Here is a 26,036-nt window from a genome sequence, read left to right on the forward strand (position 1 = left end):
ACAAAATTATGTTAAGCCTTTATCTTGAAGACGCATTTTTGAAATAGAGTGGCATCATCAAAACCACCTTCGGGTGCTTTTTTATGCGCTCAATTTTTTAGTCGGACACATTCACATAAAGCATTTTGCAACTGTGCTTTTGATGACTATAATCGAGCTCGAAGTTTTTAGAGGATGAACGATGTCAAAAGCAAGTCAATTGAACGACAAGCAACTTGAAGCCATGAAATATACTCAAGGACCCTTGTTAGTACTTGCAGGGGCAGGTTCAGGTAAGACTTCTGTAATTACAAGAAAAATTGCTTATTTGGTTCAACAGTGCGGCATTCCAGCGTATCGAATTACGGCAATGACGTTTACCAATAAAGCGGCACGTGAAATGAAAGAGCGTGTAAGCAAACTATTGGGAAAAGAAGAAGGGAAAGGCTTATCTGTTTCCACCTTCCATAATTTCGGTTTAAATTTATTACGTATAGAACTTAAAAATACGCCACTCAAAGCAAACTTCTCAATTCTAGATGCTGATGATTGTAAACGTATTCTGATGGACTTGATGCATCGTGACAATATGTCGGGCGCAGAAAGCAAAGAGCTCATTGCCAAAGCAATGAAAAAGATTTCTGACTGGAAAAATGACCTTATTCTTCCAGAGCAGGCGCATACTACTTGTGAAACAAATGATGATGTTCAACTTGCACATTTGTATCAACTCTATGAACGTAATTTACGTGCCTATAATGCAGTCGATTTTGACGATCTGATTGTCATGCCAACTCGTTTACTTCAGGACAATGCTGAGGTACGTGATCGTTGGCAGAATCGTGTCCGTTATCTTTTAGTCGACGAATATCAAGATACCAACACAGCACAGTATATTCTGGTAAAACTACTGGTGGGTGTGATGGGACAGTTCACAGCAGTAGGTGATGATGATCAGTCAATCTACGCATGGCGTGGTGCAAAGCCAGAAAATATGGCATTGCTTCAAGAAGATTTTCATAATCTAAAAGTGATTAAACTTGAACAAAATTACCGCTCAACCAGTCGTATTTTAAAAGCGGCAAACCATGTGATTGAAAATAATCCACATTTATTCGATAAGAAATTGTGGAGTGATAAAGGTCATGGTGAAGTGATTCGTGTGATCACCTGTCGTAATGATGATGATGAGTCTGAACGAGTCGTCAAAGATTTATTAACACATAAATTGATGAACGGAAAGAATTGGAAAGATTATGCGGTGCTGTACCGTGGAAATTTCCAAGCACGTGTATTGGAAACACAACTGCGTCAAATGCAGATTCCTTATAAACTTTCAGGTGGTCAATCGTTCTTTGGACGTGCAGAAATTAAAGATGTGATGAGTTATTTACGCATCATTATCAACCCTGAAGATGACAGTGCATTCTTACGAATTATTAATACACCGAAGCGCGCGATTGGGCCAGTAACTTTGGAAAAATTGGGACTGTTTGCTCAAGAAAATCATTTATCGTTATTAGCAGCAGCAAGCGATCAACGTTTAACGATGGTTATGCCAAAGAAAGCGACAACGCAGTTGGCTGAATTTGCGGGCTTTATCAATGATTTTACTCGTGAATTATTGGATGATGATGAACCTGTGCCTAAAATTCGTCAGATGATGAACGACGCAGGTTATATTGATTATTTACGTGAATCGGCTGCAACACCTGCGCAAGAAAAAACCAAGATTGATAACGTTGAAATGCTGTATACCAGTATTCAAAGCTTGATCAACCGTGCAGAAGATGTCGATGAAAAGAACATCGAAAGTGTGATTCGTAAAATGGTGTTGCTCGATCTGCTTGAGCAACAACAGGAAGAAGAAGACACCGATAAAGTCAATTTGTTGACCTTACACGCATCTAAAGGTTTGGAATTTCCATTTGTCTATATCATGGGTTTAGAAGAAGAGTTGCTTCCACATAAGAACTCGATTGCTGCTGAAACCATTGAAGAGGAACGCCGTTTGATGTACGTGGGTATTACACGTGCGCAGCAAGGGTTGACTTTGACGCTCGCTGAACAGCGTAAAAATGGTGGGCAAATGAAGCAAATGACGCCAAGTCGTTTCTTAGATGAATTGCCACAAGATGAGTTGGATTGGTTAGGGCGTAAGAAAAAATTGGCTGAAAATGTCGATCCTAAACAACAAGCTCAGCAGTATTTACAAAACTTAAAAGCGTTATTAAAACGTTGATTTTTAACTCAAGCCAATCTGTTTAATATTGCCCAATTTCACTGAGCTTTCCTCTAAATAAAGAGGAGGGTTTGAGCAATTGGCGTGATTTTAAATCTTATCAATTTCTATGCTTACTGCGAAAAGCATTGATTTTGAAATGGATAAGATTTCAATAGTTTTGAACGGATTGGCTATTCATTTTTAATTGATTTACATAGGATTTCAATATGAAAGTTCAAGTAAAAGTACTTGATTCACGTTTAGGTCAAGAATGGCCATTACCGACGTATGCAACAACAGGTTCAGCAGGTTTGGACTTACGTGCATGTGTTGAAGAGGCGATTCAAATTGAACCAGGTCAAACTGTTTTAGTGAAAACAGGAATGGCGATTTATATTGAAGATCCAAACTTTGCAGGTTTAATTTTACCTCGTTCAGGTTTAGGTCATAAACATGGTATCGTTTTGGGTAATTTAGTGGGTCTAATTGATTCGGACTATCAAGGTGAATTGATGGTTTCGGTTTGGAATCGTGGTCAAAATAGCTTTACTTTAGAACCAGGTGAGCGTTTAGCACAATATGTACTTGTTCCTGTAGTTCAAGCGCAGTTTGATATTGTGAATGAATTTGAGGCTACTGAGCGTGGTGCAGGTGGTTTTGGTCATACTGGGAAAAATTAAGTTTTACTTGTTTTTTAGAGCCTGATTGATCAGGCTCTTTTATATTTTTAATATGTAACAAAAAGTATGTATATATAATGTTTCAAATTTGCATATAGTATTGCGAGTTTATATATGTTTTGCCTCTAACCTTGAACAAAAATTTTGAATAAATTGCTAAAGCGTCATTGAGTGTTTTTAGCTTAGATAGATAAGGTTAAGCAATTAGAAGTTTTGCTTATGAATAAAATGAACGATTTTCCTTTTCAGATTTTCCGTGCTTATGACATTCGTGGGAAAATTGAAATGCTACGACCTGAATGTGTTCAGGCGATTGCTGATGCCTTAGCGAATCAATTTATTGAAAATGGGCAGTCACAAATTAGCTTAGGGTATGACGCACGTTTAACCAGCCCGACTTTTGCTTATATTATTCAACAAGTATTTCAACAAAAAAATATCCAAGTCATAGAAATAGGATGTTGTTCAACACCACAGCTGTACTTTGCTGCACGACAAACAGGGGGGAATGGCATCATGGTGACAGCCAGTCATAACCCCAAAACAGACAATGGTTTCAAATGGATTATGCAAAGTGAACCGCCTTCACCTGAAATGATTCAAAATGTAGGAATCCAAGCAGAACAGTATTTTCAAACAAAATATATTCAAAATGAACAATTTGAAGTTATTCAAAACTTAACAAATACCCCAAGTCTTGTTCACCAAATTAAGTCTGAATTTTGTGTGCCTTATCAAACAGCAATGTTAAAAGACATCCATTTACCCAAACCTTTAAAAGTCGTGATTGATGGCTTAAATGGTTCAGCAGGTTATTGTGCCAATTTAGTATTGAAAAAATTGGGTTGTGAGGTGATCGCAATTCGTTGTAATGCGGATGGAAATTTTCCTGATCATGCACCAGATCCTTCACAGGCAACCCATTTAGAATTATTGCGTCAAAATGTGTTGAATCATCAAGCTGATATTGGAATTGCCTTAGATGGTGATGGTGACCGTGTAGTGATACTCGATGAAACAGCACATATTATTTCCGCAGATCGTCTATTGGCTTTATTTGCACAGATGTGTTTGAAAGAACATCCTCAACATGAAATTGTTTTTGATGTGAAATGTTCGTCTATGGTACGCCAAGCGGTTGAACGTTTAGGCGGCCATGCCAAGATGATTCGTACAGGAAGCAGTTTCCTACGCAAATATATGTCACAGTCGAAAGGTCGTGCTGTATTTGGTGGGGAATACGCAGGGCATTATGTGTTTAATGATGGACGTGGTATGGGCTATGACGATGGTTTATATGCCGCACTACGTGTCATGGAATATTTGTGTTTATTCCCAAAGGCGACATTGTCTGAAATATTAGCGCTTTATCCAGACCGTTTTTATACTGAAGATACTTATATCAGTACGCATCACACCGATCCTAAAGTTGTTCTGAATGAAATTGAACATTTAAGTCAAAATTTTGTAGCTAAATTGAGCAAAATTGATGGTGTTCGACTTGATTTTGAACATGGTTTTGGCATTATTCGAGCATCAAATACAGGTGAGTATTTCACTGTGCGTTTTGATGCAGATTGCCCAATTCATCTCAATGAAATTCGTCAGACATTTGCGTCTATGCTCAGTGATCGTTATCCTATGATCGCTCAAGATATTCTTCAAGCGCATTGACTGTTTTTACGTTCTTCGTATACCAGTCTAATCCATACAGTTCATTAAGGAGAGGCGAATGTCACATCAGCATGCTGGCATCGACAAAGCACAAATATTGACTGAGGCTTTGCCATACATTCAACGTTTTTCAGGAAAAACACTGGTTGTAAAATATGGTGGTAATGCAATGACGGATCCAGCTTTGGAAAGCTCATTTGCGCGTGACATCGTACTTTTGAAAACTGTAGGTTTAAATCCGATTGTAGTCCATGGTGGTGGGCCGCAAGTGGATTCATTACTTAAGCAGTTAGGGCGTGAGTCTGATCGTATTGATGGGATGCGTGTGACCGATTCTGAAACCATGGATGTGGTTGAGATGGTTCTGGGTGGTAGTGTCAACAAATCGATCGTAAATTTGATCAATAAGCATGGTGGCCGTGCGATTGGTTTGACGGGTAAAGATGGTAATTTGCTACGTGCCAAAAAATTATTGATGGAAAAAATACAGGATGATGGCACAGTAACTCAAATCGACTTAGGTTTAGTCGGTGAAGTCACAGGTGTTAAAACTGATGTTTTAGAAATGTTTACCCAAAGTGATTTTATTCCAGTCATTGCACCTTTAGGTGTAGATGAAGATGGGCAAACCTATAATATCAATGCAGATTTAGTCGCTGGTAAAGTCGCTGAAGCTTTAGGCGCAGAGAAATTAATCCTCTTGACCAATATTTCAGGCGTACTGGATGAAAATAAAAATCTACTGACTGGCTTAACTACACAAGAAGTCGATCGTCTGATTGAAACAGGTGTGATTTATGGTGGCATGATTCCTAAAGTTGGATGTGCATTGGATGCTGTAAAAGGCGGTGTTGTGAGTGCGCATATTGTGGATGGTCGTGTACCGCATGCAACTTTACTTGAAATTTTTACCGATCATGGTGTTGGAACGCTGATTACTAATCGTGTAAAACCAGCATAAGTCGATTATTACATGATGTATAAAAAGCGAGGAAGATCTTCTTCGTTTTTTATAGCTTGGATCGTCAAATGATGTATTCAAGCCCTTATGGTGATTTGTATGAATGTAAAAATACATTTATCTGATGTAGTTTATCTCAAAAATAATGTTACTGCTTAGTGTCAGTAATGACGTTGAAATAAAACAAATTATAAATATAATAAATTTCATTAATTGAAAATAATTACTTGAAAGTGAAAAATAAATGGAATTAAAAAATTTGGTTATCTGTGTATCAAGCCTATTGTTCACAGCTTGTGGAGGTGGTGGTGGCAGTAGTGAGACTGGTCAAACAGACCCAGAAGTTGTTAAACCACCTGAAATAACAAACACTGTTCCAGTTTCTGTTATTGAGACTTCTGCTGAAAAAGTTTTGTTGACTGAGCTACTTGATTTATCTGGTTTAAAAAGTTCAGATAAAGATGGAGATACGCTTTCTTATCAATGGTCTGTGGTTTCTAAACCTGCAAGCTCCCAAATTGAAACTAGCCTATCAAATTCAGGTCAATTCAGTTTTGTTCCTGATGTTGTGGGTAAATATGTTTTATCTTTGACTGTAAGTGATGGTAAAGCAACGAACACAACTGAAAAAAGTGTTGAAGTCGAAGTTAATCCAAATATTATTGCACTTTCGTTCAGACCATCCTTGGTAAGTTATTCAAGCAACTTAGATAAAATTATAGCTGTTGATGATCAGAACAACGTCTTAAATATTATTGATCGTCATAGCTCAGAAGTTCAAAAAGTTGTTTTAAGTGATACCGCTCAAGTACTGAAACTCAGTCCGAATGGGAAGTTCGCGATCGTTATTCATCCAAATCATATTTCATATATTGATGTAACTACAGCTCAACTTTTAAAAGCATATTCAAATGAAGGTCCATATACGGATGGGTTTATTACAGATAACTCTATTGCTTATTTTATTGGAAAAGAAAATGGTCAATGGAATGATAAGCCATTTGTAAAAATAGATTTAAAAAGTGGTCAGCAAGAAACTCAACTAAAAAATAATTATTATCATTTTTACTCTACTTTGAAGGGTGTTTATTCAGAAAAAAACAATCAAGTATTCTTTACAAACTTTGGATTATCACCACGAGATATTTTCCAAATTACAATCGATCCAATAACTGGTGATGCTGTTTCTTCGAGTGATTCACCTTATCATGGCGACTATACAATAGGTGATCGATTATTTTTGAATGAACAACAAGATTATATTTATACAAGTATCGGTACATATTTTTATGCAAAAAACTTGAACTATGGTGGAAAAATTAAACTTGATGAAAATCAAAATATACAATCATTTGTTCAAGATCCTGTAACGAATAATTTAAGTATCTTAACGATCGAGCAGGACATATGGTCAAATAATCGGGTCAAAAAGTACAATGCGACTTATGCCCAATATTCTGGTTATGGATATGGCGTTGTAAATAAAAAGGCATTTCCAGTCATTAGTGGATTACAGAGTTATGGTTTAAATCTGTTTAAAGACAATACTGGTAAATTGTTTTCAATTGTCCAAATTGGAAGTGCGGAACCTTATACTGCAAACCTAAAATATTTTGTGGTGAAGTAAAATTTGCAAGCCACATCATTTCTTTTGTGAAAGGATGTGGCACTTGTAATAGTATTATCTTTAAATAAATGCTTATCCACTGTTTTAAAACATTCATTATTTAGTCACATCAGTGTCATGCAGAATGCCTAGTGTAAGTAAAAGCACTAGGAGCGAAAGACATGTTTGCAAAACTAAACCAATATCGTCAGAACTTAAGCTTACCTTTACCAAAACCTAAAAAAGCACAATCACAATATAAATTTGAATGGGTTGAAGACTTAAAGCAACTCAAAGAAGTACAAAAATTTCGTGCAGTACAATTTGCAGATCAATTTGGAATTACATTTGAAAATGGTATAGATCAGGACTTGTATGATCTTGATTGTGAACACGCCGTGTTACGTGATAAATGGAGCAATGAAATTGTTGCTTATACACGCTTGAAACGCTTTCAAGGGCATGAATTAAAACAGAGTTATAGTTCTCAAGAGTTTGATGTATCACCGTTTTCAGAATTGAATAATATCGTCGAAATAGGGCGTACTTGTGTGCATCCACGCTATCGTAATGGTCGTGCATTATCGATGTTATGGCTCAATCTTGTTCCGACTGTATTATGGAAAATGAAAGCCAAATACTTGATTGGTTGTGTCAGCATTCGCTTAGAAGAGAATAAGGCACGTGCTTACTATACACATCAATATCTTAAACAATTAAATGCTGATCAATGTATTGATGTAAAAGCAAAACCTGCTTATGAACCTAGTCATCCTGAATATAGCTTCCCTCAAGATGAACGTATTCCAAAATTATTCGATGTATATTTGAAAATGAATGCTCAATTGTCTAAACAGGCTTACTATGATGAATCATTTAATTGTTTAGACTATTTTGTATTTGTAGAGATCAACGACATTGTGAAAAATTTTGTCTTGAATAAAATGGTCAATCGTTAACAATATCATTGAGATAATAATTGGTTGGTCTGGCTTAATTGTTAAGTTTTGCTTGGATATAAACCTGTTTGCAAATTTTATTCATGATTCTGATTTGCAAGCAGGTACTGACTCATGCACAATATTCGTATAACTAAAATGCTGTATGAATGAACTATGTGCCAATTGCTTGGAATGAACTGTGCGACACCAACAGATATTACTTTTTCCTTTCGTGGTTTTTCTCAGCGCGCGGGAATAACATCTGACCATTCTGACGGATTTGGTATTGCATTTTTTGAAGATAAGGCATGCCGTTTATTTGTTGATAATCAATCTGCAGTTGAATCGCCCATTGCAGAGTTGGTACGTAATTATCCAATTAAGTCACGCAATGTGATTGCACATATTCGCAAAGCCACTCAAGGCAAAATCGCCTTAGAAAACTCACATCCCTTTATGCGAGAGCTATGGGGAAGACAGTGGATTTTTGCACATAATGGTGATTTACATGGTTTTAATCCACGACTATCAGGGCGATTTACTCCAGTAGGAAGTACAGATAGTGAGTTGGCATTTTGCTATTTGCTTGAGCAATTGGTGTTTAAGTTTGGTTATGATGAGCCAAGTTTGAATGATATTTTTGCTTTATTAGAAGAAATTTCCCCTCAAATTGCTGAACATGGTACGTTTAATTTTTGTTTGTCCAATGGACAAGCTTTGTTTAGCTATGCGACGACCAAATTGCATTGGATTGTTCGAGAGTATCCTTTTAAACATGCCAGATTAGTCGATTTAGATGTGGATATTGATTTTAGCAAATTCACCACAGCAGAAGATCGTGTCGCGGTGATTACCACTGAGCCATTAACCCATAATGAAACTTGGACTGCTTATAAAGCAGGAGAGATGATTTTATTTAAAGATGGTCAAGTCATTAAAACAGCGTTGACACAAGTTAACCGATTATTACGTGAAGCAGAAAATCCTAGTTTAGTTAGAGTGACTAAAGCAGATCAATATTAATTTATTTTAATTTAATAATAAAAAGCCTTTAATTTCGATTAAAGGCTTTTATTTTTATATATTTAATTATATTTTTAAATTGCATAAGATCATCAATATGGTTAAAAAATATCTGACTCTTTTGGTTGAGTTTAAAATAATAACTTAGTTTAAACAGTGGCTTAAGTAAATAATTGGTTTTTATCGTGAATTCCGACTAATACGGTTCATTTTTATTTTGAAATTAAGTCGTTACTATGATTTGAAAAGGTGAAAACATTATTTAAAAGGCGGTCGTATGAAGATGAAATGGGTTCCAGATTATAATACTGGTATCGATGTGATTGACGATCAGCATAAAAGAATTTTGGATTATATCAACGAAATTAATGAAATCGGTGTCAGTACGGATCGTGCAAGAATTAAAAATATTCTTGATAATATTATCGATTATACCCAGTCGCATTTTACATTTGAAGAAAGTTTACAAGAGGAAGCAGGTTATAAATATCGTGTTCCGCATAAACGCGTACATGATTTATTTATTAAGCGTATTGAAAGTTATCGGACGAGTTTTGAACAAGGACATTCGATAGAACATGAATTACATGAAGTTCTGTCTAAATGGTTGATTAACCATATTCAGCACGATGATGCGGATTATGTAGGCGCTGTGAAATTAAATATGATGGGAATCATCAAAGAAAACGAAAAGAAAAAAGGTAAAAACTGGTTTGCAAGATTCTTTTCATAATTCACCTTGCTGATCGGGTAAATGATGAAAATAACCCACTCTCTCATTAGAACAATTCAGAGGGAATAAAAAGAAAAACATACAATAGAAATCTTGCGCAGCAAATCATCTGGAGAGGATGATTTGCTTTTTTCTTTTAAACTTTGATTTTCACAATCGAGAAAGGCAAAATAGCAGAACTTTTTACGAAACACCTCATGCAGGATTATTCTATGTCACGATGGTTATCGCCGCTCATGGCATTTTGTTTATCATTTATGATTATCGCAGGCTTGGCGCCAAGCTTGGGTATTCAAATTGATCGACAAATTGATTTTTGGATATTGTGGTTAGTGTCAATGTTAATTTTGGCATTGCCTATAGCTTATTTGGAAGTTGCTTTAGCCAAGCGCTCTAAAACAACCGCATTAAATGCCTTGTCTAGCTTTACTCGTGATGCTGATGCTTCACAATCTTGGCGTATCGTGGGTTGGTTAGCTGTTGTCTTTATTCCATTCTTAGCGGGTGGAATTTTATTTAATATTAGTCAGAGTGCTGTGCAAATTGCACAAATTCCAGTAGCGACCAATATTTTGTTCGCTGGTGCTGCAATTGTTGCATTTGCCTTGTCTTTTATTCCTCGTCAGATTCTGATCGGTTTGACAGCGGTTGGTGTAGTGCTGTCATTGCTACTTGCCAATGTGTTTGGTACAGCTCTACAACCATGGCATGTGACTCCTGTAGAGTTTAAGGAATGGGGCAATGCAAGCATCCTAGCATTGGTTGCAACAGGCTTAGGATTAGGTCTCTACTGGCAAACAAGTTTATCGAGTATCCAACAGCAAAATGAAGCATCTAAAACAGCTTTACCGATTTGGATTGCTCAGCTGATTGCTGTGATTGCTTTTGGATTCTTTGCTGTTTCGGCGCAAATTCCTGCATATACATTATTATTTACCGCAGTGATTTCCGCAGCATTATTATTACAGTTAGCAAAAGAACAGTTAGCACAACGTCAAATTGCAGTCGTGATTCAATTTGTAGTGTTATTGGTCGGTTTGTTTATTTGGGCAGTTCCAAATATAAGCTTAATTTTCAATCCATTGCTTATGCTTTGGGGGCTCATTATTTGTTTGATCTATTCTATTTTTGCAGGATGGATTATGAAAATTAGCCATTTACGCAAAGCGATGAATTTTAGCTCAGAAGCTTTTTATAATATTTGGCGTATTGCGGTACGAATAGTGCTGCCAGTAGCGATTATCTTGGCAATTGCAGCCTACATTGGACAATTGATTTGATGGATATGGTGAAGCAAGTGGGGAAGGTTTGGGTGGCTTATGCGACCGAAAATCAACAATTTCATATTGAGTTACAATTTTCTGAAGGAATGAGCATTGCTGATGCGATTGCTCAAAGTGGTCTAGCGGAACAAGTACAATTACCTGAAAGTTTTAGTTTCGGTATCTTTGGTGTTAAAAGTAAAGATATTACCCAACTTTTACAAGCAGGGGATCGTGTTGAAATCTATAGAGCTTTAACCATTAATCCGAAAGATATTCGCCGTAATCGTGCAAAAGCCAATCCTGTTGGACGTTACTGTCGAGGAAATCGTTATCGCCAATTGCTTTCGAAATAATCCATTATTTGAACCAATCGCTTTAAACAATTGAATCAATATAAAAAACCCCTCAATGAGGGGTTTATTTTTATGACAAAGTGTCTATAGTGGGGGCGCATTCAAAATTGCTTCTTTGGAAGCAGGCAAACCAGGTTGTGATTCAGGAATGGTTTCTAAACCTTCGATTTTATTGACAATACCTGATTGATCAAAATAAACCTTTAAGTGTTGGCCATGTGCTACGGGAATCTTGGCTTTTTTAGCGTAAGTTCCTGGGATATAATTGTAAATGTAGTCCCATCGATTAGGATTCAATGGATCTGTAACCGTTGGACTGCCCAGCAAAAAACGTACTTGTTGGTAAGTCATACCGACTTGAATTTTTGAAGCTTGAGCTTGGGTTAACGGTGTTCCTTGAGGAATATCAACTTTGTATACTCCAAATACAGAACAGCCACCAAGTAAAGAAGCGACGAATAACGTCAGCATGATTTTTTGCATTTTGCTACACTATCCCAAATTAATTATGATGCAATTGATCCACGGATAGATCATACTGCATCTCAACTCTGTTGCATATTCCAACTTAAAATTTGTTGAGAGACCTTTTTATATGCCTATTTCAAATCAAGATTTACGCAAAGCTGGACTTAAAGTTACCCTACCACGAATCAAGATTTTGGAATTATTAGAAAATTCAAGACAACACCACTTGAGCGCGGAAGACATTTATAAAACATTACTTGAACAAGGTGAAGATGTCGGTCTTGCAACCGTATATCGTGTGTTAACGCAATTTGAAGCGGCTGGTATCATTCAGCGTCATCATTTTGAAAACAATCATTCTGTTTTTGAAATCATGCAGGAAGATCATCACGATCATCTTGTCTGCTTAAATTGTAATAAAGTCATTGAATTTACAAATGATACCATTGAGCATGAGCAACATGCAGTAGCAGATAAGCATGGCTTTAAACTGACTGGACATTCATTAAACCTATACGGTTTTTGTGATGCAACTGAATGTCAGGATGCTTATCGTAAGAAATAAAATCACACAAATACAACAAATTAAAAGGGAGCTAAATTAATTTAGCTCCCTTTTTTCGTACTTCGAGTAGGATTTGAAAATGAATTACTGTCCGTCAAAGGTCAGTTTGCTATGTGCATTGAGCAATTGAGCACCGCCTTCTTCATCCAGTTTAATTTGCAGACGTAAGTCATTGGGTGAGTCAGCGTGTTTTAACGCATCTTTATATGTAATCTGACCTGCTTTGTAGAGATCAAATAAAGCTTGGTCAAACGTTTGCATACCCAATTCACGAGAACGTTTCATCAAGTCTTTAATTTCATGTACATCACCTTTACGGATCAAGTCTGAAATTAAAGGAGAATTGATGAGAATTTCAATTGCTGCACGACGAGAGTTTCCATCTGGTGTTGGAATCAATTGCTGAGCAACCATCGCTTTTAAGTTTAGAGACAAGTCCATAAACAATTGACTATGACGGTCAGATTCAAAGAAGTGAATAATACGGTCAATGGCTTGGTTAGCGTTGTTCGCATGCAGTGTTGCGAAAACTAGATGTCCCGTTTCAGCAAAGGCGATCGCATAGTCCATGGTTTCACGTGAGCGAATCTCACCAATCAAAATCACGTCTGGCGCTTGGCGTAGCGTATTCTTTAACGCAATTTCGAAAGAGTCGGTATCAATACCGACTTCACGTTGCGTGATAATACAGCCTGCATGTTCGTGTACAAATTCAATCGGGTCTTCAATGGTAATGATATGACCTTTAGAGTTGTGATTACGATAACCAATAATTGAAGCTAAAGATGTCGATTTACCAGTACCTGTCGCACCTACAAAGATAATAATGCCACGCTTGGTCATGGCTAAATCTTTTAAGATAGGTGGCAGTTTCAGCTCATCCATAGTTGGAATCGTGGTTTCAATACGACGTAACACCATACCGGGCATATCACGCTGTTGGAAAGCACTGACACGGAAGCGTGCTGTTTTATCACGATTGGTGATGGCAAAGTTACATTCACGGGTATCGGCAAATTCTTTACGCTGCTTTTCACTCATAATTGAGTTGAGCAACGACATAATAATTTCGCCGTTTAACTTGGTTTTGACCACAGGTACAATTTGACCATTAATTTTCATTGATGGTTCAACATCTGCGGTAATAAACAAGTCGGACGCTTTTTGCTCAATCATCATATTGAGCAAGTCATTAAAGTCCATCTTTAAACCTCAATAATCCATTTCTTATAAGAATGATTCTGGTTGTTTGGCCATCGTTCTTGCAACCTGAGGACTAATGACACCTTTAGCAACCAAAGCCTTTAAGCTTTGATCGAGTGTGGTCATACCATAGTTTGCACCTGTTTGAATTGCTGAATACATTTGTGCAACCTTATTCTCACGAATCAAGTTACGAATAGCAGGAATACCAATCATAATTTCATGCGCAGCAACACGACCACCACCTGTTTTCTTCAGTAGTGTTTGTGAAATTACGGCTTGAAGAGATTCAGATAACATGGCACGAACCATGTCTTTTTCTTCAGCAGGGAATACGTCAATCACACGGTCAATGGTTTTTGCCGCAGATGTGGTATGTAGTGTACCGAAAACTAAGTGACCCGTTTCTGCCGCTGTGAGCGCTAAACGAATGGTCTCAAGGTCACGCATCTCCCCGACAAGAATAATATCAGGGTCTTCACGAAGTGCAGAACGAAGTGCTTCGTTAAAACCATGGGTATCACGATGCACTTCACGTTGGTTGATCAAACATTTTTTAGATTGGTGTACAAATTCGATTGGATCTTCAACTGTTAAAATATGGTCATAACGGTTGTCGTTAATATAATCGATCATTGCTGCTAGCGTTGTCGATTTACCCGAACCTGTAGGACCCGTCACGAGAACTAAACCACGAGGTAATTCACAAAGGTCTTTAAAGGTTTGTCCTAAACCAAGATCTTCCATGGTTAGAACTTTTGAAGGAATGGTACGGAATACAGCACCTGCTCCACGGTTTTGGTTAAATGCGTTTACACGGAAACGAGCAACGCCAGGGACTTCAAACGAAAAGTCAGTTTCTAATTGTTCTTCAAAATCACGACGTTGTTTATCATTCATGATGTCATAAACAAGTCGATGAACGTCTTTATGTTCCATGGCTGGTAAATTGATTCGACGGACTTCACCATCGACACGGATCATCGGTGGCATACCTGCTGAAAGATGTAAGTCCGATGCACCGTTTTTGACGGAAAACGCCAATAATTCTGTAATATCCATAATGTCCCCGAATAAAAACCTAATTGCCTAGGGTCTGTTGATTATTCATATATTTTAATTCCTATTGCACCTTGCACTGCAAACAAAGTATGAGGTACATATACTGCAAGCTTTTTGCTCGGCTTGTAAATTATCCCAAACCGCATTGTGAAATCTGAAAATAGTCTCGCTATTCTCTTTATTTCATTCCTTGTTTGCTCAATTTAAACTCATAACGCAAGTTATATATGAACTGTTAACACACCCTTATTATTTTGTAGAATAATAAAGCCTTTCACTCAGCATAACCAACAATTTAATTGCTTGGAAGCTGAAATTTTTTAGAAATGAGAAACTTGTCGATGAATGATCTAAATCAAGCTCGAAATCATGTATTAAAACAGATTGAGCAAGCCTGCATAGCTGCACATAGAGATGTCAATCAAGTGATGCTATTGGCGGTTTCAAAAACACATCCAAGTGAAATGCTCAGTGAAATGTATATGACAGGACAGCGTGCTTTTGGGGAAAATTATTTACAAGAAGCTTTAGATAAAATTGAAGCGCTTCAAGATTTGGATATTGAATGGCATTTTATTGGTCATGTACAACGTAATAAAACCAAACATCTTGCTGAGAAATTTGCATGGGTGCATGGCGTTGATCGTTTGATTATCGCTGAGCGTCTTTCAAATCAGCGTGAGACTACATTAGCTCCGCTTAATATTTGCCTGCAAGTAAATATAGATGCACAAGACACCAAAGATGGTTGTCAGCCAGAAGAGGTTGCAGAACTGGTGCGACAAGTGAGTCAACTTCCAAATTTAAAATTACGTGGTTTGATGGTGATACCCGCTCCAGATCATTCACAGGCTTTTGTTGATGCTAAAACTTTATTTGACAATGTGAAAGCACAGCATGCTCACCCTGAAGATTGGGATACTTTGAGTATGGGAATGTCTGCTGATATGGCACATGCGATTATGGCTGGGTCAACCATGGTTCGTGTAGGAACGGCTTTGTTTGGTGCTCGGGATTATCATCAATAAACATCTATACTTAGATTTTAACGAGTTGTTAATATTTTCAAAGCTTGGTCTTTTCATTCAAATGATGAAAAAGCCGAATAAAAGCAAACTTTAAAACTGATGAGGTCAGTTTTTCTGCAAATCATAGACTTATCCACTAAAGTTGAGTACAAAAATGAGCAGAATGGATTAGTTTATCGACGTAATAAATCGTTACAAGGAAATTTATGTCTGCTTATTATCAATTGCTGAGCCGTCATATTGACGAGCAAGGCATCGTGACTGCACGTTATCAATCTACAATCAATGCACAAGGTGCGTGGAATCCGAATGAGCAGCATATGGCGCCTGCAACAGGTGTAATTTGTGCAGAACTAGAACAGTTTTCTCCACGTGAAACAATGCGTATTGGTCGAATCAGTTTGGATATTTACGGGTTAATTGCTTTGGGTGAAATTGAAATTACCACACAAACCCTACGTGCAGGAAAAACCATTGAGTTGATTGAATCGACCATGAAAGGGCAAGGCAAAACCTTAGTTGTCGCACGTACTTGGCGTATGATGCTTTCAGACAGTTCTGCAATCGCTGGATTGGAGGATTCCAAAGTAGCAACCCCTGAAAATATGCCTATTTTTGATGGTATTCACCAATGGAGTGGTCAATATACTCGGACTGTTGAAGCAAGGTCTGATGTCCAACGTCAAGGCAAGGGTTTAGTTTGGCTCAGAACACAAACTGAAATGGTCGAAGGGCAAAAGACCTCTGATTTTGTACGTTTGGTTTGTATGTCAGATATGGCAAATGGCGTTGTCCCGAGGCAGCCTAGACCATTTGAATGGGGCTTTCCAAACTTAGATTTACAAATTCATTTATTCCGTATGCCTCAAGGTGAGTGGTTAGGTCTTGAAGCAGTACAACAATACGGTATGGATGGTGTTGGCTTATCAAGCTCAATTTTGCATGATGTACATGGGCCATTTGGGCGTAGTGAACAGATTTTAACGCTTAGACCGATGTAAGAAATAAATCCATATACATAAAAATGAATTTTTAATCACTTAGGATTTATAGATCTATATTCGGTGATGATTTTGTGATGGATATAGATCTTTTAAACATTATTCAACAATTTTCAATGTTTGAATTCACTATACTGATCCAATATATAATTTAAAAACAAGGGTTAGAGAATGAATAAGTCTAAAATTTTATTGTGCTTATTGCTAAGTGGCTTGGTCACTGCATGTAGTACGATGCAAAATCCCTCAACATCTTCTGAAGCTGATTATGCACCCGTTCCCGCACCACCATCTGCTGCAAAAATGGCTTCACCTCAAGCGACATCTGCTCAAAATCGTGTACGTTCAGAAGAGCGTTTAGGAACAAAGTGGGGCGATGATATTAGTTCCCATGTTACACAAATCGATTTAAAGCGTTTAAGTCAAAATCCAGTTGATGAAACTCAAATACGCTATGCCAGTAAGCAATTTTCAGGGCGTAGTATAAACAGCATTTCTTTAGCAGCTGGAAAAGTGAGCTTTTCTGTTATTGATGATCGTGGACGTATTCTACCGCTGTATCGAGATGGCCAAAGCTATTATCTTGCTGCCAATGATGGACAGAGTTATCAATTACGCTATTCCAATACCAGTCAACAAACCTTTGAAATTGTTGCAAGTGTGGATGGTTTAGATGTTTTAGATGGTCGTCAGGCATCTAGATCAAAAAGTGGTTATGTGCTTCGTCCATATAGTTCATTTGCAATCGAAGGTTTTAGAAAGAGTAATTCAGCGGTGGCTTCTTTTACCTTTAGTAAACCTCAAGATTCGTATGCTGCAAATAATTCGAGTGGCTCTATTCAAAATACAGGTGTGATTGGTACGGTGGTTTATGAGCTTAAAGCACCTAAATATTATCCTGCTAAAAAGCCGAATGATGGTTATGCACCTGCGCCGAACGCTTTCCCAGCAGATTAAAAATGGTGATTTTCATTGAAAGAGGAATGAGCGAATTCCTCTTTTTTAATAATGTTATAATGTTACAAAATTATAAAAAATTCTGAATGGTGAAGTATGGGCAGTCAAGCTATGATTATTTTGATAATAATCTAAGTTGCCTAATACTTCCGATGATCTGATGCCCTATTCATTACTATAGATAAAAAGCATCAAAAATATTGGATGATCAATCATGCTTTTAAATAGGTGACATAATGAAAAGAATACATATTTTAATTTGCATAATGTTCTGTATTTTCCTTGCTGCATGTTCGAAAAAAGCAGAAGAAAACCATTCAACCACCAAAGCTGAATCAACAAGTACGGCAGATGCTGCAGAAGCAACAAATAATGAAGTTGCTGCGGATGAGAAACTTGGAACCAAATGGGGTGATGAAATTGATTCCCGTGTGACCGAAGTGGATTTAAAACGTAAAACAGATGCACCATTGGCTGAAGCAATCGTGCAGTATGCAGATAAAAAATATCAAGGAAAATCAGTAAACTCTATTTCACTGGCTGCTGGAAAAATGAGTTTTTCTGTTGTAGATGATCATGGCAAAAACATTCCAATGTATCGCGTAGGTCAAACTTATTATTTATCTGGACGAGAAGGACAGAGTTATCAACTAAAATATGAAAATCATACGGGACGAACTTTCGAAGTTGTTGCAAGTGTCGATGGTGTTGATGTGATTAATGGTAGCGAAGCGTCTCGAAGTAATTCAGGTTATGTGTTAAATGCACATGATTCATTGACAATCGAAGGTTTCCGAAAGAGTGATTCCGCGGTTGCCTCTTTTACTTTTAGCCAACCTGAGGACTCTTATGCTGCAAATTCAGAGCATGGTTCTATTCAAAATGCAGGTGTAATTGGCACTGTCGTTTATGAATTGGAAGCACCAGAAGAAGAATCTAAACCAGTCAATAAATATGCTCCACCACCCAATGCATTTCCAGCAGATCATAAGTAACTTTACATAAATACAGACATGTTTGATTTAACATGTCTGTATATGATTTTTGATTTAAACAGTAGAAATATAAAGTAAAGATCTTGCAAAAGTCAAAATGATCAAAGATTAATATTGAAAGTTCCTTCTTTTGCGTCATATATGGCTCAGGGAGAAGGTTAGGATGAGGGAGATTTATCATATAAATCCTCACCCTCTTGCGCGTAATAACGCTCATCCTTTAAAAGGAGAGGGAACTTCCATTATAAATAAAAGTTCATCACAGCTCGAGTTATGCAAGAAGTCTAGTATATTGAGGATTATTCAGATGATGAAATTATTGAAAATATCTACAGTAATATTTGTTGCTACTTTTTCTATGCAAATATTTGCAGATCCAGTGCAAGATCAATTTAAAACTTTGATTGCACCACAACCAACCTATGCTAAATTTCAAAAAAACTTTGATACTATTCTCGGTGAAATTGAAGATATTGCTGAGCGTGGAAATCGTACACAAGACAAAGCTGAACTTTATCCGATGTGTGTAGCGATGCAAAGTGCAATAACAGCTTTGAAAAATAATAAAAAATTCAAAGCTGATTATGATAAAGATTATAAGCAATTTGATACGACATTTGATGAAACTTTAGCCAATGCCACCCATGGATTGAGCGACAAAAAAGAGCTTTGTGAAGAAGGTAAAAGATATTATTTCCAAAATATTTCCATTTAATTGATATTTAAATGTTAGGTTCACAACCTGTGTAAAGGGGATTTACCCCCTTTTAACCGAATCAGCCAACGATTTGAATCGTACTTGCACCTGCACCTAAAGGACGTACTTGAATTTGTACAGGAATACGTTCATGCATTTCTTGAATATGGGAAATCAATACGACTTTACGCCCTTGATTTTGCAATTGATCCAACGCATTCATGACCATGTGTAGTGATGATGCATCCAATGTGCCAAAACCTTCATCAATAAATAAAGATTCTATTTTCATAGAGCCTGAAGCCATATTGGCTATCGCTAAAGACAGCGCAAGGGCTGTTAAAAAAGATTCTCCCCCTGAAAGTGAAGCGACAGAACGTGTTTCACCATCCATATCGTGGTCAATAATTGCAAGGCTCAGCGAATTTTCCAGACGTTTCAAGGTATAACGTTGTGATAATAAGGCGAGTTGTTGATTGGCATATTCCAGTAAAATATCCAAATTATATTGCTGTGCATAATCTCGGAACTTTTTACCTGTAGAGTCTCCCATCAAACTGGAAATTTTACTCCAACGATGTTCTTCTTTTTGTATTTGCTCAATTTTATCGGAGAACTGCTTTTGTTTGGCAATATTTTGCTGATGTACTTCAAGTTTCAGTTTGAGTTGATCTCTGATTTCAAGTTGTGTTCTGAGTGTATTCACATTATCTAAAATCAATTGCTGTAATTGAGTCAAATCAATCTCAGGTTGATGATGCAGATGTTCAGTCAATTGCTCTTGTACGGTTTTGAGTGCAGACGTTGCGTCATTGAGTAAACGTTCAGCATTTTGTAGTTGTTGACGAATCTGTTGCTCTTGAGATGAATTGATTTGAGACAAAGCATCTAAGTCTTGTTGTTGAAAATCGGGATGTTGCTTGAGCCAATATTGCATTTCAGTATTGACCTGATTCAAATTATTTTGACATTGTTGCAATTGTGCTTTGAGTTGTTCCAATTGTCCTTTTTGTTGTTCAAACTGATAACGCCGTTGATCAAAGCTTTGTTTATATTGTTGATATTGGCTTTGCAAATTTTGGCGATTTGTATCGTGTTCAGTCAACCATTCATTGGGTTTTACATCGGTCAAGCCAGACATAGTACGGATCAGTTGGGTTGCAATTTCGGTATTTTCTTGACCTTGTTGTTTAATTTTTTCTAGCTCTTGCTGAGTATTGCTTATGTGTTGCGTTGCATTTTCAAGTTTAAGTTGAATAGAAACCAAGAGTTGTGTTGTTTGATCGAGCTGTTTGGAATGTTGCTCAAGTTGTTCAAGCTGTTGAAGGCGTTGATTTAACTGCACATATATTTGCTGTGCCGTGGTGATGGTGTGTTGTTGCCAATTTTGTTGTTCTGTCTTAGATAAACATTGAGTAATTTGTTGAACCTGTTGGTGTAAGTTTTTGGCCGTGTCTAATAAATGTTCAATGTTTTTAATATTTTGTTGAAGTTGAAGTTGCTGTTTATTCGCCTGAATAGCAGTATTTAGTTGTACTTCCAGTTGTTGAATTTCAGCTTTTTGTTGTTGCTCAAATTGATTTAATTTTAAGTGAATTTCAGCTTGCGGTTGATTTAAATCCAGTTGGATATTCGCATTGTTAAATTGTTGAATCAAATCATCTTGTAAAATTAATGTCTTATCTGTCAGTGATTGATGGGTAGATTTAAATTGATCAAGTTCTGCATTTAATTTGGTTAAACTTTTTTGAGCATTTTGCCAAAGCGTAAAACCTGCTTGTTCCTTTAAAGTCGCTTGCTGTTCTTGTTGTTGCTGTAATTCAAATAATGCTTTAGACACAACAGCATCATCAGTTTTATAAGGATGTGTGGTACTTCCGCAAACTAAGCAAGCTTCACCATCTTTGAGTTCGGCACGTAAATGTTCTACATTTTCAGCATGTAATAAACGTTGTTGCTGTAAAACGAGTTGTATTTGCTGACGTGCTTTTTGTGCAGCTAAATAATCTTGTTCAGTTTGTAAGGTGTTTTGTTGCAGCTGTTGAAATTGATCTGTTGACGTTTTTAATTTGTCGTTGAGTTGTTGAGATTCAGCTTTTATTTCAAAAAAATGTCCCAGTTTTTGTTGAACAAAATCCAATTGGTTCAATTGTTTAAGCTTCTGCTCTCGTTGTTGACGTAATTGTTCAAGCTGAGTTTCGATCTGTTCAGAAATGCCATGCTGTTTGACGCTGAGTTGCAATTGTTCTTTGTATTCAACGAGCTGTTGGGCTGTCTGATTTAAATCTTTGGATTGATTTTCAATATTCTGATATTGCTGAATAAATTGTCCTAACTGTTGCAGATGTGCAGATAAGCCTTTGTCTAAACTGGTAAATTGTTGACTGATTTCAAGTTGTTGATTTAGATTGTTTTGTTGCTGATTGAACTGTTGGATTTGTTGTTCAGTTTGCTGTTTTTGAGTGAGTAAAGGGCGCTGTAATTGCTCTAAATCCTGTAGTTTGGCGTAAATTTTCTTAAATTCAGTACCCAAAAATTCACGTTCTTGGACACATTTTCGAACCTGATTGAATGCAGTTTTATGTGTATTTTCAAAATTCTGAATGGTATTTAAAGCCGTCTCAGCGTGTTGATATTGTAATTTTTCAATTTCATATTGCTTGTGTAAATCATCAAATAAATTTTGTTGTTGCTGAATTTGAGGTGTAAGTTGCTGTTCTGTTTTAAGAAACTGTTGTTGTTGAAATACATTTGGACGAATATCTGCAAATATTTCCAGTCGCTTTAATTGATCTTTTTCAGATGCTAGATTTTGTTGAGATTTGAGTTGCAGATCTACATTGTGTTGTTTGAGAATAATATCGCTATCAAATTTATGTTTACGGTCAAACCATTGTTGCTGTTTTTCAAGCTGTGATTTTTCAAGTTCAAGCTTTTTATAATCGGCATCAATCTGTTGAAACTGAGTTGTAAACTCAGCAAGCTCTATATCGGATAAAATCTCAATATGACCCAGCAAATTTTCGAGTTCTTTACGAGCATTCGCAGCTAACTTGGTTTTCTCAAACGCTAATTGTCCAATTTTTCCAAAGATAGATGAGTTGGTTAAATATTCAAGTAATTCACCACGTTCATTATCACGTGCTTTTAAAAATGCAGTCACTTCTGATTGAGCAAGTAATACTGCTCGAGTGAATTGTTCAAAGCTTAACTGTGTGATTTTAAGAATACTGGCATCGACTGCTTTGGCTTTATCTGCAATCACTACACCATCGGTTAAACAGGTTAAATAGCGTTGCACACTTTGTAGTTTACCATCGGCTTTTTCACGTGAACGTTTTAGTTCCCAACGTGCTAAATAATGCTTCTGATCTTGTGCAATAAAAGTGAGTTCAGCAAAACCATGTGCTGTACCTCGACGTAAAACAGTCAGTGGAGAGTTGGTTAATAACTCTGAACCATCTACATCTGTGAGCTTACCATCGCTGTCTTTTAAACGTGGGATCTTATTAAAAAGCGCAAGACACATTGCATCTAAAATGGTGGACTTTCCCGCACCTGTTTTACCGATAATCGCGACTAAACCTGCTGAAGCTAAAGGTTCAGATTCAAAATCAATAAAATGCTCTCCTGAAAGAGATGCCAAATTTTTAAGTCGTATTGATACAATTTTCATGATAAATCCTTAAATTTTTTGTTCATCTTCAAGTGATTTTTCGGCTTCTTGTACCAAACTTAAAAAATCTTTGAGTACCGCAACATCATCTAAATAGCCATTCTTTTCCCAAATTTGTTGAAATAGTTTTTCAGGTGTCGGCGGTTCTAGACTGATTGCAGTGGTGGCATCACTATTCTTTTCAGTCGCTAAGTATTGTCGAGAGATACGTACTAAACGGTAGTGATCTTTGGGCAATGCATCTTCAAACTGTTGTCGTAAATTAGGCTGTGGTGGAATATGGGTATGATATTCAATATCGACATATTCTCGATGATCAATATTGTCGATTTCACCACTTGGCAAAGCGCTTAATCGATTGAAAACTTCAGTGAGTTCTCCTTTAATTTTATGTAGTTGTACGCTACGCGGGATCGCAATGGTATCAAACTGAAATCTTGATTCATCATTTTGTGTAGGATCAAGAGTGACTTCAACAATTTGGTGCTTATAGTTGATTTCACTAAATGATAAAGGAATCGGTGAGCCACTATAACGAATATGTGCATTTTGAACCTTTTGTGGTTTATGCAAATGTCCGAGTGCCACGTAGTCAATCACTTCATCAAAAAGTGTCGTTGAAAGCGCTTCTTCATTGCCAATAATAATGGGGCGTTCGGAATCAGAAGTTTCTCCACCCTGCATATGTGCATGTGACATTAGAATTAAAGCTTGATCAGGTGTTTTTCTTTTTTTTGCTTCGGCAATAAGTTGTTGATGTAAATAAGCAATTGCTTTTTGACTATTGGTGCTTTGTTCAAGAGTGTTTTGTTCATTAAAACCTGTAATTTCAGCAGGGCGTAAGAACGGCAATGTTAAACACCACGCCACAATGATTTTATTTTCATCATAAATCGGCACCAGTAAACGTTCTAAATCAATTAATCCTTCACTATTTTTATGGATGACACCCACTGTTTTGGCATTGTATTTTTCAAGTAGAGGTTCAATTTGTTCAATACGATAACCAGAATCGTGATTGCCTGCGATCATTAACGTTTGCATATGTGGTGCAATAGCATGGGCATCGGCTAAAAATTGATAGAGCTGTTTCTGTGCCGACGATGCAGGGTTGATTACATCGAAAATATCACCTGCAATAAGTAGGGCATTGGGTTGTTTAATTTGAATTTGTTCCAATAACCACGCTAGAAATTGTTCATGTTCATACTGGCGAGAATGCTGATAAAAAAATTGTCCCAAATGCCAGTCAGATGTATGAAAAAAGCGTACAGTCATGTGAACTCAAGTGTTTGAAATGCCCTGTATAACTTAGCATATTTTACAATGCTGAATCATAAAGAGTGTGATGAAACGACATGTTTAGTCGCCCGGATGATTTCGATCACTGTGCATTTTCATCAACTTGAACTAAGCCAAAGGTATTATTATCGAGATCAATAAAATAGCCTTGCCAACATTTATTGGGAATGGCGAACTTCTCCATTGCAACTTGCCCACCTAAGGCTAAAATTTTCTCAGCAGTTTCATCAAAGTTTTCAACTTCTATGGAGCAAGTAAAAGCATTGGTTCCACAATGTGTGGGAGGTATTTGAGCAGGACGTTCAAGCAGACCACCATACAAATTAGATGTTTCTATTTGATAATATTGAATGGGCAAACCGTCTACCTTTGTAAATGTCCAAGCAAAGACTTCACTGTAAAATTTTACGTCTCTTTCAGGGTTTGATGACTGAATTTCAAAATAAGCGATGTTATTCATTAAACGCCCCATGTTGTATTGTTTTGATCATTTAGAATCAACATATTCGAGTGAGCTTTACTTATTCAATGATGTTTTGGTCATTTTGAGTGAATCTATGTGACTTAGAATTGTTATCCAAGAAGCAAAAGTAAATAAAGTTCTTGTTTTAACAAATGAAGATAAAAACACAAACAAGATAGAAAAATTGTGAAGTATTTAAAATTTCCAAAAACAATACTGAATGCCTGATTTTAAAACGTTATACTTCCTCAAGAGAAAAGTTGAGTTGTTCTATGAAAGTTTTGTTTTGGCGAACCTTGGTGATTATTTTTATTGTGCTCGGTGTAATTGGTGCAATATTACCTGGAATGCCAACAACAGTTTTCTTGATTTTGGCCGCATGGGCAGCTTCAAAAGGGTGGCCAGAAGTAGATCATTGGTTACTGAATCATCCTAAGTATGGTGTAACGCTACGCGCATGGCGTGAAAATGGTACTGTGCCTCGTAAGGCGAAATGGTTTGCAACGATTATGATGCTCGTCAGCGGTGTGATTATGTTGTTTACCAATGCACCACTCGCTGTCAAAATTTTTACAGATTTAACCATGTTGATTGTTGCGATTTGGTTGTGGTTAAGACCTGAACCCGTGGCTCAGTCATAATCCAATCTAAAGCATACCGATTGGGTGAAGTTGTTGCAGTTGTTGTCTTAGTTTGACTTTAAATAGGATGATTGTGATTCTCTGGTTGTTATTACGTTCATCATCAACAAATAATCACAAACTAAAACAGATATAAATATCGATAAATAGATAAATAATAAACAAAAAAACGATTATTGAATGAAAATGATCTATTTTTTAATCACTCAAACGTAAAATCTTTAAAACATAGATAAAAGCGTTTGACACACAGTCAAGATTCTCTATAATGCACCTCACAAACGATGAAGTCGTTAGGGCGCTTAGCTCAGTTGGTAGAGCGTCTGCCTTACAAGCAGAATGTCGGCGGTTCGATCCCGTCAGCGCCCACCAAGCTTTAACGTTGAATTTTTAGTGCAGCGGTAGTTCAGTTGGTTAGAATATCGGCCTGTCACGCCGAGGGTCGCGGGTTCGAGTCCCGTCCGCTGCGCCACTTAAATTCATCAGTCGTTTGTTTGCAATAATCTATTGTAGAAGTGCAGCGGTAGTTCAGTTGGTTA

At 37.0% G+C, this 26,036-nt stretch carries 23 protein-coding genes and 2 tRNA genes; 19 read left to right on the forward strand and 6 right to left on the reverse strand.

What is annotated here, in order from left to right:
• Positions 1-181 precede the first annotated feature (181 nt).
• From CDA10_RS15305 to CDA10_RS15350, 10 genes are all read left to right on the forward strand, one after another.
• On the forward strand, positions 182-2,221 hold the full coding sequence (locus tag CDA10_RS15305; protein WP_089606443.1) for a UvrD-helicase domain-containing protein: 2,040 nt from the start codon (positions 182-184) through the stop codon (positions 2,219-2,221).
• A 209-nt stretch (positions 2,222-2,430) separates the two neighbouring features.
• The gene (gene dut / locus CDA10_RS15310) at positions 2,431-2,883 is read left to right on the forward strand and encodes a dUTP diphosphatase (RefSeq protein WP_089606444.1); all 453 of its coding nucleotides are present in this window, start codon (positions 2,431-2,433) and stop codon (positions 2,881-2,883) included.
• Positions 2,884-3,102: 219 nt separating this feature from the next.
• Positions 3,103-4,557 (forward strand): phosphomannomutase/phosphoglucomutase, encoded by a 1,455-nt coding sequence (locus CDA10_RS15315; RefSeq protein ID WP_089606445.1) that lies wholly within the window; start codon positions 3,103-3,105, stop codon positions 4,555-4,557.
• A gap of 58 nt (positions 4,558-4,615) precedes the next feature.
• Positions 4,616-5,518: an acetylglutamate kinase gene (gene argB, locus CDA10_RS15320; protein ID WP_089606446.1), complete on the forward strand. Its 903-nt coding sequence runs from the start codon at positions 4,616-4,618 to the stop codon at positions 5,516-5,518.
• A 244-nt stretch (positions 5,519-5,762) separates the two neighbouring features.
• Positions 5,763-7,145 (forward strand): PKD domain-containing protein, encoded by a 1,383-nt coding sequence (locus CDA10_RS15325; RefSeq protein ID WP_089606447.1) that lies wholly within the window; start codon positions 5,763-5,765, stop codon positions 7,143-7,145.
• A 161-nt stretch (positions 7,146-7,306) separates the two neighbouring features.
• A complete protein-coding gene (locus CDA10_RS15330; RefSeq protein ID WP_089606448.1) occupies positions 7,307-8,083 on the forward strand; it encodes a GNAT family N-acetyltransferase in 777 nt (258 codons plus the stop codon).
• Positions 8,084-8,239: 156 nt separating this feature from the next.
• Complete coding sequence (locus CDA10_RS15335; protein WP_089606449.1) at positions 8,240-9,088, forward strand: class II glutamine amidotransferase; 849 nt, start codon at positions 8,240-8,242, stop codon at positions 9,086-9,088.
• A 277-nt stretch (positions 9,089-9,365) separates the two neighbouring features.
• Entirely contained in the window at positions 9,366-9,821 is a 456-nt protein-coding gene (locus tag CDA10_RS15340; protein ID WP_089606450.1) for a bacteriohemerythrin, read from the forward strand.
• A 197-nt stretch (positions 9,822-10,018) separates the two neighbouring features.
• Positions 10,019-11,101, forward strand: coding sequence for a hypothetical protein (locus tag CDA10_RS15345; RefSeq protein ID WP_213062853.1), 1,083 nt, complete (start codon positions 10,019-10,021; stop codon positions 11,099-11,101).
• The gene (locus CDA10_RS15350) at positions 11,101-11,439 is read left to right on the forward strand and encodes an RnfH family protein (RefSeq protein WP_089606452.1); all 339 of its coding nucleotides are present in this window, start codon (positions 11,101-11,103) and stop codon (positions 11,437-11,439) included. The genes CDA10_RS15345 and CDA10_RS15350 overlap by 1 nt, the downstream gene beginning before the upstream one ends.
• 84 nt (positions 11,440-11,523) lie before the next feature.
• Here the strand turns inward: CDA10_RS15350 and CDA10_RS15355 are convergent, their stop codons facing one another.
• Positions 11,524-11,922 carry an outer membrane protein assembly factor BamE gene (locus CDA10_RS15355; protein ID WP_089606453.1) on the reverse strand — a complete coding sequence of 133 codons (399 nt, stop codon included), beginning with the start codon at positions 11,920-11,922 and terminating at the stop codon, positions 11,524-11,526.
• 112 nt (positions 11,923-12,034) lie between these two features.
• Between CDA10_RS15355 and fur the strand changes: the two genes are divergently transcribed.
• On the forward strand, positions 12,035-12,472 hold the full coding sequence (gene fur, locus CDA10_RS15360; RefSeq protein ID WP_089606454.1) for a ferric iron uptake transcriptional regulator: 438 nt from the start codon (positions 12,035-12,037) through the stop codon (positions 12,470-12,472).
• Positions 12,473-12,556: 84 nt separating this feature from the next.
• Here fur and CDA10_RS15365 read toward each other — a convergent pair whose 3' ends face one another.
• The gene (locus tag CDA10_RS15365; RefSeq protein ID WP_089606455.1) at positions 12,557-13,675 is read right to left on the reverse strand and encodes a PilT/PilU family type 4a pilus ATPase; all 1,119 of its coding nucleotides are present in this window, start codon (positions 13,673-13,675) and stop codon (positions 12,557-12,559) included.
• Between the two features lie 24 nt (positions 13,676-13,699).
• Positions 13,700-14,737: a type IV pilus twitching motility protein PilT gene (locus CDA10_RS15370; RefSeq protein ID WP_089606456.1), complete on the reverse strand. Its 1,038-nt coding sequence runs from the start codon at positions 14,735-14,737 to the stop codon at positions 13,700-13,702.
• A gap of 341 nt (positions 14,738-15,078) precedes the next feature.
• Between CDA10_RS15370 and CDA10_RS15375 the strand changes: the two genes are divergently transcribed.
• The 5 genes from CDA10_RS15375 (at position 15,079) to CDA10_RS15395 (ending at position 19,433) form a co-directional block, all read left to right on the forward strand.
• Positions 15,079-15,765: a YggS family pyridoxal phosphate-dependent enzyme gene (locus CDA10_RS15375; protein ID WP_089606457.1), complete on the forward strand. Its 687-nt coding sequence runs from the start codon at positions 15,079-15,081 to the stop codon at positions 15,763-15,765.
• 206 nt (positions 15,766-15,971) lie between these two features.
• Positions 15,972-16,766, forward strand: a complete 795-nt coding sequence (locus tag CDA10_RS15380) for a thioesterase family protein (protein ID WP_089606458.1) — start codon at positions 15,972-15,974, stop codon at positions 16,764-16,766.
• Positions 16,767-16,937: 171 nt separating this feature from the next.
• Positions 16,938-17,723: a hypothetical protein gene (locus CDA10_RS15385; protein ID WP_089606459.1), complete on the forward strand. Its 786-nt coding sequence runs from the start codon at positions 16,938-16,940 to the stop codon at positions 17,721-17,723.
• A gap of 236 nt (positions 17,724-17,959) precedes the next feature.
• Positions 17,960-18,718, forward strand: coding sequence for a hypothetical protein (locus CDA10_RS15390; protein WP_089606460.1), 759 nt, complete (start codon positions 17,960-17,962; stop codon positions 18,716-18,718).
• Between the two features lie 307 nt (positions 18,719-19,025).
• On the forward strand, positions 19,026-19,433 hold the full coding sequence (locus CDA10_RS15395; RefSeq protein ID WP_228704647.1) for a hypothetical protein: 408 nt from the start codon (positions 19,026-19,028) through the stop codon (positions 19,431-19,433).
• Positions 19,434-19,494: 61 nt separating this feature from the next.
• Here the strand turns inward: CDA10_RS15395 and CDA10_RS15400 are convergent, their stop codons facing one another.
• The 3 genes from CDA10_RS15400 to CDA10_RS15410 all read right to left on the reverse strand — a co-directional run bounded on the left by CDA10_RS15400 (position 19,495) and on the right by CDA10_RS15410 (position 24,853).
• Entirely contained in the window at positions 19,495-23,091 is a 3,597-nt protein-coding gene (locus CDA10_RS15400) for an AAA family ATPase (protein ID WP_089606461.1), read from the reverse strand.
• Positions 23,092-23,100: 9 nt separating this feature from the next.
• Positions 23,101-24,369: an exonuclease SbcCD subunit D gene (locus CDA10_RS15405; RefSeq protein ID WP_089606462.1), complete on the reverse strand. Its 1,269-nt coding sequence runs from the start codon at positions 24,367-24,369 to the stop codon at positions 23,101-23,103.
• A gap of 106 nt (positions 24,370-24,475) precedes the next feature.
• Complete coding sequence (locus CDA10_RS15410) at positions 24,476-24,853, reverse strand: VOC family protein (protein ID WP_089606463.1); 378 nt, start codon at positions 24,851-24,853, stop codon at positions 24,476-24,478.
• Between the two features lie 275 nt (positions 24,854-25,128).
• On the opposite strand from CDA10_RS15410, the gene CDA10_RS15415 reads away from it, so the two are divergent.
• From CDA10_RS15415 to CDA10_RS15425, 3 genes are all read left to right on the forward strand, one after another.
• The gene (locus CDA10_RS15415; RefSeq protein WP_089606464.1) at positions 25,129-25,497 is read left to right on the forward strand and encodes a YbaN family protein; all 369 of its coding nucleotides are present in this window, start codon (positions 25,129-25,131) and stop codon (positions 25,495-25,497) included.
• A gap of 296 nt (positions 25,498-25,793) precedes the next feature.
• Positions 25,794-25,869 (forward strand) — tRNA-Val (locus CDA10_RS15420).
• 23 nt (positions 25,870-25,892) lie between these two features.
• Positions 25,893-25,969 (forward strand) — tRNA-Asp (locus CDA10_RS15425).
• The last annotated feature ends 67 nt before the right edge of the window (positions 25,970-26,036 follow it).

The sequence above is a fragment of the Acinetobacter piscicola genome, from assembly GCF_002233755.1.
Lineage (GTDB): Bacteria > Pseudomonadota > Gammaproteobacteria > Pseudomonadales > Moraxellaceae > Acinetobacter > Acinetobacter piscicola.

Bases quoted from the DNA above. Each gene is read 5' to 3' on its own strand.
- CDA10_RS15415 (WP_089606464.1), top strand. From the start codon at position 25,129: ATGAAAGTTTTGTTTTGGCGAACCTTGGTGATTATTTTTATTGTGCTC.
- CDA10_RS15350 (WP_089606452.1), top strand. From the start codon at position 11,101: ATGGATATGGTGAAGCAAGTGGGGAAGGTTTGGGTGGCTTATGCGACC.
- CDA10_RS15370 (WP_089606456.1), bottom strand. From the start codon at position 14,737: ATGGATATTACAGAATTATTGGCGTTTTCCGTCAAAAACGGTGCATCG.
- dut (WP_089606444.1), top strand. From the start codon at position 2,431: ATGAAAGTTCAAGTAAAAGTACTTGATTCACGTTTAGGTCAAGAATGG.
- CDA10_RS15385 (WP_089606459.1), top strand. From the start codon at position 16,938: ATGAATAAGTCTAAAATTTTATTGTGCTTATTGCTAAGTGGCTTGGTC.
- CDA10_RS15380 (WP_089606458.1), top strand. From the start codon at position 15,972: ATGTCTGCTTATTATCAATTGCTGAGCCGTCATATTGACGAGCAAGGC.
- CDA10_RS15335 (WP_089606449.1), top strand. From the start codon at position 8,240: ATGTGCCAATTGCTTGGAATGAACTGTGCGACACCAACAGATATTACT.
- CDA10_RS15400 (WP_089606461.1), bottom strand. From the start codon at position 23,091: ATGAAAATTGTATCAATACGACTTAAAAATTTGGCATCTCTTTCAGGA.
- CDA10_RS15345 (WP_213062853.1), top strand. From the start codon at position 10,019: ATGCAGGATTATTCTATGTCACGATGGTTATCGCCGCTCATGGCATTT.
- CDA10_RS15390 (WP_089606460.1), top strand. From the start codon at position 17,960: ATGAAAAGAATACATATTTTAATTTGCATAATGTTCTGTATTTTCCTT.
- CDA10_RS15340 (WP_089606450.1), top strand. From the start codon at position 9,366: ATGAAGATGAAATGGGTTCCAGATTATAATACTGGTATCGATGTGATT.
- argB (WP_089606446.1), top strand. From the start codon at position 4,616: ATGTCACATCAGCATGCTGGCATCGACAAAGCACAAATATTGACTGAG.
- CDA10_RS15315 (WP_089606445.1), top strand. From the start codon at position 3,103: ATGAATAAAATGAACGATTTTCCTTTTCAGATTTTCCGTGCTTATGAC.
- CDA10_RS15410 (WP_089606463.1), bottom strand. From the start codon at position 24,853: ATGAATAACATCGCTTATTTTGAAATTCAGTCATCAAACCCTGAAAGA.
- CDA10_RS15325 (WP_089606447.1), top strand. From the start codon at position 5,763: ATGGAATTAAAAAATTTGGTTATCTGTGTATCAAGCCTATTGTTCACA.
- CDA10_RS15375 (WP_089606457.1), top strand. From the start codon at position 15,079: ATGAATGATCTAAATCAAGCTCGAAATCATGTATTAAAACAGATTGAG.
- CDA10_RS15330 (WP_089606448.1), top strand. From the start codon at position 7,307: ATGTTTGCAAAACTAAACCAATATCGTCAGAACTTAAGCTTACCTTTA.
- CDA10_RS15355 (WP_089606453.1), bottom strand. From the start codon at position 11,922: ATGCAAAAAATCATGCTGACGTTATTCGTCGCTTCTTTACTTGGTGGC.
- CDA10_RS15395 (WP_228704647.1), top strand. From the start codon at position 19,026: ATGATGAAATTATTGAAAATATCTACAGTAATATTTGTTGCTACTTTT.
- fur (WP_089606454.1), top strand. From the start codon at position 12,035: ATGCCTATTTCAAATCAAGATTTACGCAAAGCTGGACTTAAAGTTACC.
- CDA10_RS15405 (WP_089606462.1), bottom strand. From the start codon at position 24,369: ATGACTGTACGCTTTTTTCATACATCTGACTGGCATTTGGGACAATTT.
- CDA10_RS15365 (WP_089606455.1), bottom strand. From the start codon at position 13,675: ATGGACTTTAATGACTTGCTCAATATGATGATTGAGCAAAAAGCGTCC.
- CDA10_RS15305 (WP_089606443.1), top strand. From the start codon at position 182: ATGTCAAAAGCAAGTCAATTGAACGACAAGCAACTTGAAGCCATGAAA.